The following is a 14223-nucleotide window of genomic DNA, read 5'->3' on the forward strand; positions in this document are numbered from 1 at the left end:
TGGTCTAAAAAAAGAGCCTTGAAAATCAAGGCTCTTTTTCGTAAAACTACAAATAATCCTTTATTGGAATTCTTTTACAGTTTTAACAACACTCTTATCTTTAGGATTTGCTGACTTCATAAAATCAAGCATTACTTTTAAACTCTCTTCTTCAACAAAATCAAAGCTTTCTTCCTTAGCAATTTTGGCGCCTTTCTTTATTGGAGCAAGTCCTCTTTCTGCCCTCAACAGATTTGTTTTCTCTAGCGATTTAGCTTCAAGACTGTCGCGCTCTGCTTTAAGTTTGCTTTCATTTAAAGTTATCGAAACCTCTTTTTCTCTGTTCTTCATGTCAGCTATATCCTGGTTAAGTATCTTGTAATCTAAAGACTTAGCCATTCTTTCCTGATGAAGTTTGATCAATTCTGGTTTAATAGGATTAAGATCTGCAACTGCCATAAAATTAGATTTCTTCACTTCATCCCAAGGTAATGCTGATTTCTCAGTGTCTTCTCCAATTTTATCCATTGGATATACAGAAGGGAACACTATATCAGGCATTACACCCTTATGCTGTGTACTGCTACCCGTTACACGATAGAATTTAGCCATTGTTAAATTGATCTGACCGAGTTGAGGTGGAGCAACTCCATCTTTACCCGCAGCTCCGCCTGCTACATTTTTACCTACTAAAGCAGCAAGTCTTTGCAGGATCGACGGATTTACAAGCTGATTCATGTCAATCGAAGATTGTACGGTTCCCTTACCGTAAGTCTGAGTTCCCATGATAATTCCACGTCCATAATCTTGAATTGCACCCGCAAAAATCTCCGAAGCAGAGGCACTCAATCTATCAACCATTACACCAAAAGGTCCTTCCCAAATTGCACCTGCATTTGTATCCTCATTAACTTCAATCCCCCCTTTAAGATCTTTAACCTGCACAACAGGCCCTTTATCAATAAATAAGCCCGTAAGATCAATAGCTTCTACCAGAGAGCCTCCACCGTTGGCTCTTAGATCCATAACTATTGCATCAACCTTATCACGATTTTTAAGGGTATCAATTAATAATCTTACATCACGGGTTGTACTTTTATAGTTAGGATCTCCGGCTCTAGCAGCTTTGAAATCCGCATAAAATGCCGGAACCGTAATGATACCAATCTTATATGGCTGCCCGTTAGATTGTATTGTTTTAACTTTTTTCTTAGCAGATTGTTCTTCCATAACAATCTTTTCCCTCAGCAACTCAACAATCACCGGTTTCGAAGAAAGATCCATTCCTACAGGAATTATTTTCAATCTAACTTTAGTTCCTTTAGGACCCTTAATTTTTGCTACAGAGTTTTCTATTCTCCATCCAATGATATCTTCAAATTCAGCATTTCCTTGTGCTACACCAACGATTCTATCTCCTGCACTTAGCAGTTTGCTTTTAAAAGCCGGGCCTCCAGGAATGATCTCTGAAATTTTAAGCACCTCATTCTCCAATTGCAATCGTGCTCCTATACCTTCAAATGAGCGAGCCATGTCTTCATTAAAGGCCTGTGCATTGGCCGGATTAAAGTAATTAGTATGCGGATCTATTGTCTCTGTAAAGGCATCCATAATGGTCTGGAATATATCCTGATTATTAACTTTAGATGCCTGCGACTTTAAATTCTGATACCTCTTGGTTAAGGTTTCAACATTTTTAGCTTCGGTTGTGCCTGCAATTCTTAGGTTAACAAGCTCATATTTTACTTTCTTTTTCCAGATATCGTTCAAAGCTGTTGAAGACGTTGCCCACGGCATTTTTTCACGATCAAAAGTATAGGTATCATTTTGATTGAAATCATACTTAGCTTTTATCTGATTTAAAGAATATGCCAGCCATTCGTTATATCTTTTCAGATAAACATTAAATATATAAAAAGGGGCATTTAGATTTCCACTCCTAAAATCATCATCTAAAGAAAACCTAAATTTTTCAAACTCTTTTATGTCTGATGATAAGAAGTAATACTTATAAGGATCAAGATCCTTTATATATTTATCCAAAATCAAAGAAGATATTGAATCATTAACTTTTATTTTTTTGTAATTCCAGTTTTCAATAAGCGTAACTATTTCTTTGCATACCAGTGCTTGTTTTTCATCGGGCACAATATTACTTACACCCTGAACCATTTGCTGAGGTTGCGGTGATGCATGACATGCGAGTACAGCTGCGGTAAAGGTTACCAATAATATTCTTTTCAACATCTCTTTTACTAATTTAAAATCCATTTTATAATTACACACTAATATGATACCAATTTCATAAATAAACAGAAAAGAGACAGTAATAATACTGTCTCTTTTCTGTAAACTTACGAAAGTTATGGAAATACTATTAAAAAAACTAAACTAAAAACACCTTCAAATACAGAAGATTACAATTATGTATTTTTATTTCTTTTTTGATGATTTCTTTACCGTTTTAGTGGCTGCTAGTGCAGGGAGCATAGATCGTGCCTCTTTAATCTGATTTTTGAATTCATTGGTATTTGCAGCTTTTGCTAAAAGCTCAGCTCTATTAATATCTTTAGTTGCTAAAGTGTATTCTTTTTTTCTGATTTTTACATTCGCGGCGCCCAACACAGACTCTATATAAGCGGAACTATTACCTATTTGCTTTGCCAATATCCCTTGCTGGGTATAAAACCATAAAGACTGAGTAGGCTTATTCAATGCCAGATAAATTCTACCCAACTGGCTATAAGACTCCATTTGACCATTTCGGCTCCCGATTTTTGAGTAATTTTTTAAGGCAACATTTAAAACCACTTGTTCTGCTTCACTAAAATGAGCCAACTGATAATGAACGTTACTTAATCTCATCAAAGCCTCACCATAACGGGCAAATTGTTTAGCACTATTATATTCAAAAGCCGCTTTCCCAAATAAGGTTACTGCTTCGTTAAGTTCTCCATTTCGTTCATTTTTCTCAGCTTCAGCAAAATATGTATCTCCTTCGTTCTCATCCAGATTGGATACCACAATATTTATAGCTCCACTTCCCTGAGGGGGCTGCTGAGGCAGAAAATGACTGGTTTGGGTCATCGCTTGATTTGATATAATCAGAAAAATGATTGCTAACCAACTCTTGTTCATATGGTAAAGATATAACAAAAGTAATAAACAACACTATATCATCTTTATCAACCCTAGACAATCCCACCCATTAGGGGGTCTGTTTTAGCTTCAATACCGCTTTCTACTCTTCCCGCAAACCGCTCTTCAAAAACATCGTTTCCTTGTAGTTTTACACTGATATCGTACCAATGGTAAGATTTTGAAAGGTCCAGAACAATGCTCGTCTTACTGCCAGCCGCAACTAATTTAGTTTGGCGACCTTTGCCATAACTATTGTCTATTATAATCAATGTCTGAGCTGTCGCTCCATTATTAACAATATCAAGTTTAATATTGCCAGTCAACTTAGCCGGATTAAGTCGATTATGCTCATAATTAGCATGTAACCTTACTTGCGGATTATTCTTGTTTCCAATAAACTCTCTATAAAACCCATTAGGCCCATGAATGCGGAGATGATAGACACCACTTTCAAATGCATTAACAGGCCAGCTATAATTTAAATGATCTCCAGCAGAGACAGCGAATGACCAATTTCTGGAGATTTCATCTTTACTTATTTCGTCGTTGTACTTGACAGGGACACTTACAGTAAATGGAGATCCAAGTGCTTTTTTATCGAAAACCCTATTCCCAGACATGAAATTGATCTCAAAACCTGTCTTGTCCTCACTTAGCCCTCCGTCAACATATAGTTCATAAGGCAAGGCGCAAGATGAGCGTATTCCTTTTTCCTGAATCAACATTCCTGCCTTTTGGCCTTCAATTTTCCTGATCTCCGCATCCGAAAGTTTTTTGAATCCTATGGGATTACCTTTAAATTTAGCATTATATATGGTTTCAACATTTTTATTCCTGTCAAGAAAAGCGATCTTTTCTAATTTATCGCCATTATAAGGAGTAAAAGCAGAGGTAAGATCCCCACAAATTGTCCGACGCCATTCGCTAATATTATCAAGCTTTATATTCTTTTTGAATTTCTTATTTACAAATCCTTCCAAAAATTGTAAGGTTGAAGTATGGTCAAAAACCTGTGAACACACCTTACCTCCTCTAGTCCAGGGAGATGCAATAACCATCGGCACCCTAAAACCTAAACCTATAGGAGCTTCGCGCGCCTGACTTTTAGGAATTCCCTGTTTTAACTCGTTTTCCAAACGTACATGTTCTATCTCAGTTTCTATACCTACAGAACATTTTCCGGTTCCTGGTAATTTAGCATCTGAAATCGAAAAAGGGGGAACATGGTCAAAATAACCATCGTTTTCGTCATATGTAACAATGAATATTGTTTTCTTCCAAACTTCAGGATTCTTAGTTAGAATATCCAAAATCTCTGACACATACCATGCCCCATACCATGGAGCACTTGGATGATCCGAAAAGTTTTGGGGTCCTGCAAGCCATGACACAACCGGCAGTTTTCCAGTATTTACATCTTGCCTGAATTGATGAAGCAAATCTCCTTTTGGCACAGTCACCTTTCGTTGTTCGCTTTGATCATTATAGGTTAAAGCGGTAATAGATCGAAAATCAGGATCTCCGGAATTGATTACAAAAGCTCTTTTGTAAAGGTTCTTTTCTTTCTCCGATAGCTTTTCATAACTTTCCTTGTTCCACTTCGAAAGTTCACTACGAGCATTATCCAACACTTCCTGCTTTTTTCGAACGCTTTCAAGAGCCTTTTTCCCATCCTCTTCACTAGATGGAGTTCTTTCCTGCAATTTATTAATCTCTCCGGGAAGCTCTTCCGCTTGCTTCTGTAGATTTTGTATATACCGCTCGGAGAATTTAACATTATAAGCTTTAAAGAATTCCAAAAGATTACACCCGAAGTTTGACAACCAGGACCTTTCTTCACCGATAAATCCACCTCCACAGCTTAAATCATTTTGATAAAATTTCCAGGGGATATTATTCTCTTCCAACAGTTCCGGAAAAGTACTCCATGGCATATTCCCATAACCAAAATCTGTATTTCTGATGTTGGCTTTAGGAATGTCATTCTCATCATGAGTAATTTTGCCCGTCCAAAAAAATGAACGATTAGGTGTAGTACTGGTCATTGCAGAGCAAAAGTTCTGGTCACATACCGTAAAAGCGTCGGCCATGCTATAATTAAATGGTAAGTCCTCACGGGTATAATAGCCTAATGTTAAAGGCATATCCGCATATGCTTTATTCCCCGATCGTTTTGCTGGGAGCCATTTATCATATTTCCCAAAATTATTAGCATCTACTTGGCTAGCTCTCGAATGAGGGAGATCTCCCATCCATGTAACTTTTGTATCTTTTATATTTAATCGAAATGGCGAGTAGGTACTACCAGTTGCATCCGTTTGCAACCATACAGGTTTTTTATCCGGCAGGTAAACAGCGCGTGGATCATTAAACCCTCTTACTCCCTGCAAGGTTCCAAAACAGTGATCAAAGGAGCGGTTCTCCTGCATTAGTATAACCACATGTTCGGCATCAAGATAGGTACTACCTATTTCCGGATTTATAGCAAAAGCCCTTTGTATTGCAGAAGGCATCATGGTTGCGATGGCCGTACTGCCTGATAATAACGCTACCTTTTTTAAAAAGTCTCTGCGTGAGTCAATTTCGTTCATAATTAAGTTTTCGTGCGACAACGTCACAGGTCAAATATCTTTCACGAAATTAAAATTAATGTTAGCGCGTAGTTAATCTATAAGAAAAACAGTATTATAACTGTTACGTTATCACAACCAGCGATGTGTTATTAGGGAAATACCTGCAACCTGTCATCAAAAGCAGCCCAAACCATATAAGGATGAGAGTCTAAGTGATAAATTTCTCCTTTTGATGAAATCCCTATTACACCTGCAAAACCATCAATAAGTTTCAACTCTGCAAAAGATTTATCACAAGCATCTTTCAGACTAAACCCATCCGTTACACGAGTAACTATTTTTGCTGCCATAGCAACGTTAACAATATCCTCTCCCACACCCGTACAAGAAATACCAGCAAACTGATTTGCAAAATTTCCCGCTACAGTGGCAGAGTCACTTACTCTGCATGGGATTTCAAAGCCCTTTCCCCCTGTCGAAGTTGCCGCAGCAATATTGCCATCAGCGTCCAATGCCACACAACCTACAGTTCCTTTCCTTTCCTGCTGGTTCAATTTTGCCTCGTACTCTTGTTGTCTTTGGGGGGTAATAGGATCAAAATAGTCAAAGCCGTTTTTGGCGGCAAAAGMACATGCTCCTTCACCACTTAATACCCTGTCTTCATACTTGAGTAATTTCTCAGAAACCTGAATAGGATTTTTTATGTCCTCAATATTGATAACCCCACTAAATTTTTGAGTTTTACCATCCATTAAAGATGCACTTAAACGCACCTTGCCGTCACTTTGTATCTGGGATCCCAAACCTGCATTAAACAATTGGTCATCTTCAAGCAAACTAACGGCATAAACTACCGTTTCTAATGCCGTATGTGTTTTCAAATAATTATGGGCTTGGCTAACTATAGAAGCCAAGGCTTGTTGCTTTGACTTTTTTGTTTCCTGATTGGTACCAGATTCGCTAAAAAAACCGCCATGTATAATTACTTTCATCCTAATCTGTTGAAACAACCTTTGGGTGATGAATGGTCAACTTATGCTCAGTAAGGTTATAGGTATCTCCATCACACATCACATGTACAATCATATTTTTAATAGAAACCGGCTGCCCCATCTCAACATCTGTTAAATTGGTATCGGCCATATCTCTGCCATCAACCAAAATGACCATTCCACTGCCTATAGCTTCMATCTTATTTCCTTCCGAAATATACAATCCTGTATCTTCACCTAACCCTATACCCAGAATCCCCGGATTACTTGCTGTAGCATATAACAGACGACCGATTCTACCTCTTTGGACAAAATGTGTATCTACAATTACACCATCGATAAACCCTAGTCCGCCGGTAATTTTCACCTCTCCTTTCAAAAGTGCATCCTTGGAACTTCCCTGATAGATCATATTTTTTGAAGATGCTGCAGCTCCTGCTGATGTCCCCGCAATTACTACAGGTTCATTCTGATACTTATCTAATAAGATCTGATGAATCGATGTCCCTCCAAATATGGATGACAAGCGAAGCTGATCTCCTCCTGTAAATATAATTACATCAGCCGCCTTAACCCTCTCGCAATTCTCATTTGAATTAGCTTGTTCCCGACTACTAATATTTAATACACCAACGTCATGTACATCAAGCTGTGCAAATGCCTTTATATATTCTTCTCCGACTTTCTCTGGAATAAGGGAGGCTGTGGTAATGATTTCAAATCTGGATTTACTATCTCTTACAGATTCAACAGTGATTTTCTTTAAAATACCCCTTTCAAAAAAGTTCATATTTTGGGGCAACCCGAACTGAGTTTCGGTAAAACTTCCGGTATTTATTGCACCCCCTATAATAATTAATTTACCCTTCGGAGTCATTTTAAATATTTATATTTCCAATAGGGCCAAACTTAGATAAAATTGATTTGTAATGCAATTTTAACCCAATTAACAATTTCATTATTTAAACTTTACTTCCAAATTATTTATATAAAATATATTCACAACAAATTGGATTAACAACTGCATAATTCTCAGAAAATTTTTATACTTTAATCTCTCCATTTAAAGCATAAAGTAATCCGGGTAAAAGTTCGAAATACTTTTAAAAATATGCTGTAAAAAAGCCAAGGGCATTTTCTTCAAAGAGAGCAACAGTAAACAACAAACTTATTTAAGCTTAGCGTGTTATAGAACTAACGCTAGGTGGATTTAATCATTAAAGAACAAATTTATACCAATGAAAATATTAGGCATACAGGTGCTTCGTGGACCAAACATTTGGTCGATAAACAGAAAAAAGTTGATTCAGATGAGGCTGGATCTTGGGGAAATGGAGCAGAGGCCTACCAATCTTATCGATGGTTTTAGAGAACGTATTGAAAAATTGATCCCAACCTTGCAAACTCATCGATGCTCCAAGGGCGAACCAGGTGGTTTTTTAGCAAGGATTGAGGAAGGCACCTGGATGGGTCATGTAATTGAACATATTGCATTAGAAATTCAAACCCTGGCAGGTATGGACACTGGATTCGGAAGGACCCGACAAACCAAAACGGAAGGCATTTATAATGTCGTATTTAGTTACATTGAAGAAAAGGCAGGAATTTATGCTGCCGAAGCCTCTGTTCAAATTGCTGAAGCATTAATAAACAACCATGAATACGATCTGGAAACAGATATACAACGCATGCGTGAGCTTAGAGAAATGGAAAGACTGGGCCCAAGTACAGGTTCTATTGTAGCTGAAGCAATCTCAAGAGATATCCCGTGGATAAGGTTAAATAAAAGTTCCCTGGTCCAGTTGGGATATGGTAAAAATCAGGTTCGCTTTCGCGCTACCATGACGGAAAAAACCAACAGCATAGCGGTTGATATTGCCGGCAATAAAGATGAAACTAAGAGACTGTTACAGGATTCTGCTATTCCAGTTGCTAAAGGAGTGACCATATCAGACATCGAGGACCTTCCCGATGCTATAAAAAAGGTAGGCTTCCCACTGGTATTTAAACCACTGGATGGAAATCATGGCAGAGGTGCCACTATAAATGTCAAAACTGTTAAGGCGGCCACTGAAGCTTTTGAATATGCTAAGAATTATTCAAGAAGAATAATCATTGAACGGTTTATTACCGGATACGATTTCAGGGTACTGGTAATTGATCATAAAATGGTTGCAGCTGCTCTGCGAGTTCCGGCACATATCACCGGCAACGGACAAGATACTGTTCAGCAATTGATAGACAAAGAAAATGAAGACCCACGAAGAGGTTATGGCCATGAAAACGTCCTAACTGAAATTACGGTCGACAGGGATACCTTAGACTTACTGGCAAAAAAGGATTACACATTAGATTCTATACCTCCACAGGGTGAAACAGTTTATCTAAAATCAACGGCAAACTTAAGTACAGGTGGTACGTCAATTGATGTTACAGATCTTGTTCATCCGCAAAACGTTTTTATTAGTGAGCGCATTTCAAGAATAATTGGCTTAGATATTTGTGGTATAGACATCATGGCCGAAAACTTAACCCAGCCACTTCCAGAAAACGGAGGGGTTGTTTTAGAAGTAAATGCAGCTCCTGGTTTCAGAATGCACCTTGCGCCTAGTGAGGGCTTACCAAGAAACGTAGCCGCCCCTGTTATTGACATGCTATATCCGCCAGGCAAGGACGCAAGGATTCCAATTATTGCGGTTACAGGAACCAATGGAAAAACTACCACTACAAGATTAATCGCTCATATTGTTAAAAGCAATGGAACCAGGGTTGGCTTTACAACATCAGATGGGATTTACGTGCAAAATACAAAACTCATGAAAGGCGATACAACTGGTCCAGTTAGTGCAGAGTTTATTTTAAGAGACCCTACTGTAGAATTTGCGGTATTAGAAACTGCCCGTGGAGGTATTTTGAGAGCCGGGCTAGGATTTAACAAGTGTGACATCGGTGTTGTTACCAATATTCAGGAGGATCACCTTGGAATATCCGACATCCATACACTAGATGATCTTTGCAGGGTAAAAGAAGTAGTAATCGGTGCAGTAAAACGAACCGGATGGAGCGTACTTAATGCAGATAACAAATATTGTATAAAAATCGCGAACAATGCAGATAGCAATGTCGCTTATTTTAGCATGGACGAGAAAAATCCCGTTATTAAAGAACATTGTAAAAAAGGTGGTATTGCCGCTATTTATGAGAACGGGTACATCACTATCAAGAAGGGCGACTGGAAAATAAGGGTAGAGAAGGTTACCCACATCCCATTGACTTTTGGTGGCAGCGTTGATTTTATGATCCAGAATGTCCTCGCAGCTACCCTTGCTACATTTTTATGGGGATATAAAATCGAAGATATCAGAATGTCGTTAGAAACATTTATACCTTCGGCAGCTCAAACACCGGGCAGAATGAATACCTTTAAATTTAAGGAGTTCAAGATCCTGGTTGATTTTGCTCATAACCCTGATGGCTTTAACGGAATAAAAGCCTACTTACAAACCATTGAAGCAACCGAACATGTAGGAGTAATATCAGGCACTGGCGACAGGAGAGATGAAGACATAAAAGAGACTGCCCGAATTGCTGCACAGATGTTTGATAAAATCATTATCTGTCAGGAGAAATACCTGAGAGGTCGTGATCAACAAGAAATAATTAATCTGTTGATAGACGGAATCCATGAAATAAAGCCAAACATGGAAATCATTATCAATAATAATGGAAATGATTGCTTGAAATATATTATAGCAACTGCAAAATCAGGATCATATGTTACCATTTTAAGTGATACTATTGACAATGCTATTGTTAAAGTTTCTGAATACTTAGATAAAGAATTCGGGGTTTAAAAAAATAGTACATCATAAAAAGGCCGGGAATCTCCCACGAATGGTCGGAAGATTAACTCTTCCGACTTTTTTTATTTTTAGGCAAGCTTAATTTTGTTTCAACTATCTGATTATCAATTATTTATTTGCAATTCTCGTTGGTTTTAAGTATATTAAATGCTGTAAATCAATAAGATATGGCTATTTTTAAAGATCATAATATCACTGTAAAACAATTTATTTATTGCTTTATGGGATTTTGGACAATGATAGGCTAAGCCAGCGAAGYCTTGAGGACACATTCAACGATTCTGTATTCAAGATACTTTTCAATCTCGATGAAGATGAAAAAGTGCGCAGGAGTTCTATTTCCGAAAGATTGTCCAGGGTTGATCCCGATTATTTCAGACAGATTTATGAGTTCATTTATGAACAGTTTTCCGGGGTCTATACTTTAACACAAAGAAAGCAGTATAATCTCATCCGTGTAGACAGTACGATAGTGAGTGAAACCGCTGGTAAGCTAAGCGAAGGGATAGTTAATCCCGGCAGCAGCAAGAAAGCGGTCAAATATAGTCTTGCCTTCGATGGGATGCTGCCTGGTCTGGCACAGGTGTTCACCAACCCAAAGTATATTAACGAAGACAATGCATTGCCAGAGGTTGTCATGGCGCATGTAAAAAAAGAACCCGGTCATCAGAATATCTATGTACTGGACAGGGGTCTTCAATCCACCAGGACAATGAAAGCATTCAGTGAGAACCAGGTAACTTTCATCTGCCGCGYAAAAGAGAACAGAAAGTTTGAACTAATCCAATCACTCATTGTCGAAGGACAAGATATGGACATGGGCGAATCTATGCTGCTCAGAGATGGTATTGTCAGGCTTTATACGGGTATACCTATAGCCAACAAACGAGGGAACAAGCATTACAGAGAGGAACTGGTGGAAAGTACTTTTCGCCTGGTCATCGTCAAAAGCAAAGCGCAGGAAGGCAAAGAGTACTGGCTGTTAACTAACGATTTCAGCTTGCCTGCTAAAGAAATTGCCCAGGCCTACCGCAGGCGATGGGACATCGAGGTTTTTTTTCGCTTTCTAAAACARGAACTCAACWCAAGCCACTTAGTTTCCCTTAATAAAAATGGCTTGCAGGTGATGTTATACATGACCCTGATAACGAGCATGCTCGTTCTGATATACAAAAAGGCGAATAAACAAGGCTATAAGACCTCAAAACGAAGGTTCGCAATGGAGGTGAGAGACTTAGCTATAGCCTTGATTGTGGTGCAGTGTGGCGGTGACCCTGGTCTGTTTTTCAAAACATAAAAAATGGCCGGAATTTCTTCCGACCATTCGTGACTTACTGTCGCTGGTATTTCTAGAAGCGCTGTAATGAAGATTTGCCGAAGAAATATCATCCGATTTCGTAATTAATGCGTTTGTTTTTACCAAACGGCGATAATTATTAATAAAGGTGTTTTTCATAATGGTAAACAACCATCCTTTAAGATTTGTTCCTTCTTTAAACTTACTATAGTAAGTTACAGCCTTCAACATAGTATCCTGCACCAAGTCGTTTGCATCTTCAATATCTTTTGTAAAATTTAAAGCGAATGACTGTAAAGAGACCGAGTGGTCATTTAATTTGAGGTTGAATTCATTTTTTGTCATAATGTTTTAAGTTTTGGGTTAAAAAAGCAAACAAACAGAGTTTTATGAGTGGCGCTCACCAGTTTGTTTAATCTTACTCTCCAAAACATATACAACATATGTACCAAAAAATAGATATCCATGTTATGAAATTAATTTTCGATGCCTACAGTATCGAATGGAACGTTGTCACAGAATATTTACTTCTCTTTCTAATTGAACGCCAAACTTGGCATTCACATCATTTATAATTTGTTCTGAAAAACTATACACTTCCGTCCCGGTAGCAGCGCCATGATTAACCAAAACCAATGCCTGATTCTTCCATGTTCCTGTTTGTCCTACAACAATCCCCTTAAATCCACATTGTTCTATTAACCAGCCTGCTGCAAGTTTTATTTTACCATCTGGAGCCGGATAATGAACCACATTCGGATGTTCAGATTTAACTTTTTCAAATTCAACCCAGGTAATAACCGGGTTTTTAAAGAAGCTTCCGGCATTACCAATTGTAGAAGGATCAGGCAGCTTGGCAACCCTTATTTCAGAAACAACATTTGAAATATCTGCAATTGTGGGAACAGCAATGCCTTTACGATTTAACTCTTCCTGTATAGCTCCATATTGGGTATTAATCTTTGCAGATTTAGTTAATCTAAAACTAACAGATGTAATTATATACTGACCTTTCAGTTCATTTTTAAAAACACTATCTCTATATCCAAAATGACAATCTTCAAAATTGAAGATCCTCTTTTCAGAGGTAGTTATTTCATAAGCCACACAAGATTTAAAAACATCTTTTAACTCTACTCCGTAAGCACCTATGTTTTGTATCGGCGATGCTCCCACAGTTCCCGGAATAAGGCTAAGGTTTTCTATACCAGCAAAACCATTTAAAACACAGTACTTTACAAGATCATTCCAAACTACTCCTGCCCCAGCTGTCACAATAATATCATCCCCCTCTTCAACACTTGAAATCCCCGGTATACTAATTTTAACCACCAGGCCATTAAAATCTTTTGTAAACAATACATTGCTCCCCCCACCTAAAACCAATAAATTCTGCTGCTTAATAAGCTCCGATTTCAATACATCCTTAAGGTCTTGTTCAGAAAGGATTTCGGCAAAATAGTTTGCATCTACAGATATACTAAATGTATTGTAAGGTTTTAATGATTTATTCTTTTGCACGTCCAACATACAGGTTTCAACAGATTAAGTAAACACTACAAATGTAATTGATAAGCCCTGTAATAAACATGTTAAAATCAATATTTAAAAATTTTGACTATTTTTCATGAAATTTTACCGCAACAGGCACATTATACGATTATAGGGCGTTGAGGTAAGTTCAAGAACAGTAAGGGAGAACACTAATATTTGTATGGAAAATCAGGATAAGAAAAGAATTTTAATTATTGAAGCTGCGTTAAAAAGGTTTGCTCATTATGGATTATCAAAAACCACAATGACAGAAATTGCCAAAGACATTTCTTTTTCAAAAGCTCTTCTTTATTATTATTTTCCTGATAAGTTAAGCTTGTACGTAAGCTCTATCGAACACCTTATGCAAATCATGAGCAGAGACCTTGTTAAGTCTATTGATAAAACCACAACTGCTACCGAGGGTGTCCTTAAATTACTTCAAAAACGTCAGGGTTACATTCAGAAATACTATAATTTATTTGAGTCGAACCAGGTAATCAGCACAGAACTACCAGAAGGTCTTTATGAAAAATTCCAAAGGGCCCGAACCTTCGAGGCAATTATCATCGGCTCTCTTTTTAGCAGAGGAATAGCGAGCGGTGAATTAGCGATGGAAGATCCTAAATTAGCTACTGATATATTTATCGATGCACTGTCGGGAATCCACTTTAATATTCTGAGCAGAGATAAAATTATGTTCCCCGGAAAAGAACAGTTCAAGCAAATTTTTGCAAAAGAGAAAATGCTTGCAGAGATTTTCCTGGCTGGTTTAAAGGCCAAATAACCTGATAACCTCCATCTTCACATCACAATTCTTACATCTGTAAAAGACTGTCAACCAC

Annotated in this window: 9 protein-coding genes and 1 pseudogene; 3 read left to right on the forward strand and 7 right to left on the reverse strand. The window is 37.8% G+C overall.

The features are described from left to right. Positions 1-60: 60 nt before the first annotated feature. The 5 genes from AC1DDX_RS01805 to AC1DDX_RS01825 form a co-directional block, all read right to left on the reverse strand. Entirely contained in the window at positions 61-2250 is a 2190-nt protein-coding gene (locus tag AC1DDX_RS01805) for a carboxy terminal-processing peptidase (RefSeq protein ID WP_288884347.1), read from the reverse strand. 162 nt (positions 2251-2412) lie between these two features. Then, the gene (locus AC1DDX_RS01810; RefSeq protein ID WP_172661846.1) at positions 2413-3117 is read right to left on the reverse strand and encodes a tetratricopeptide repeat protein; all 705 of its coding nucleotides are present in this window, start codon (positions 3115-3117) and stop codon (positions 2413-2415) included. Between the two features lie 53 nt (positions 3118-3170). Further along, a complete protein-coding gene (locus tag AC1DDX_RS01815) occupies positions 3171-5702 on the reverse strand; it encodes a phosphocholine-specific phospholipase C (RefSeq protein ID WP_172661889.1) in 2532 nt (843 codons plus the stop codon). Positions 5703-5842: 140 nt separating this feature from the next. Next, positions 5843-6685, reverse strand: a complete 843-nt coding sequence (locus AC1DDX_RS01820) for an isoaspartyl peptidase/L-asparaginase (RefSeq protein ID WP_477621729.1) — start codon at positions 6683-6685, stop codon at positions 5843-5845. Position 6686: 1 nt separating this feature from the next. Next, positions 6687-7562: a cyanophycinase gene (locus AC1DDX_RS01825; protein ID WP_477621730.1), complete on the reverse strand. Its 876-nt coding sequence runs from the start codon at positions 7560-7562 to the stop codon at positions 6687-6689. Between the two features lie 361 nt (positions 7563-7923). Here AC1DDX_RS01825 and cphA point away from each other — a divergent pair, with 361 nt between their 5' ends. Both cphA and AC1DDX_RS01835 read left to right on the forward strand, forming a co-directional pair. Continuing rightward, a complete protein-coding gene (gene cphA, locus AC1DDX_RS01830; RefSeq protein WP_172661849.1) occupies positions 7924-10539 on the forward strand; it encodes a cyanophycin synthetase in 2616 nt (871 codons plus the stop codon). A gap of 238 nt (positions 10540-10777) precedes the next feature. Next, positions 10778-11845, forward strand: coding sequence for an IS4 family transposase (locus tag AC1DDX_RS01835; RefSeq protein ID WP_477621731.1), 1068 nt, complete (start codon positions 10778-10780; stop codon positions 11843-11845). A 33-nt stretch (positions 11846-11878) separates the two neighbouring features. Here AC1DDX_RS01835 and AC1DDX_RS01840 read toward each other — a convergent pair. Both AC1DDX_RS01840 and murB read right to left on the reverse strand, forming a co-directional pair. Next, a pseudogene (locus AC1DDX_RS01840) lies at positions 11879-12190 on the reverse strand (sigma factor); the annotation flags it as partial. A gap of 168 nt (positions 12191-12358) precedes the next feature. Then, on the reverse strand, positions 12359-13375 hold the full coding sequence (gene murB, locus AC1DDX_RS01845; protein ID WP_172660478.1) for a UDP-N-acetylmuramate dehydrogenase: 1017 nt from the start codon (positions 13373-13375) through the stop codon (positions 12359-12361). Positions 13376-13559: 184 nt separating this feature from the next. Between murB and AC1DDX_RS01850 the strand changes: the two genes are divergently transcribed. Beyond that, entirely contained in the window at positions 13560-14165 is a 606-nt protein-coding gene (locus AC1DDX_RS01850) for a TetR/AcrR family transcriptional regulator (protein ID WP_337718246.1), read from the forward strand. Positions 14166-14223 lie beyond the last annotated feature (58 nt).

The organism is Pedobacter sp. 10L46_2 (assembly GCF_056395165.1).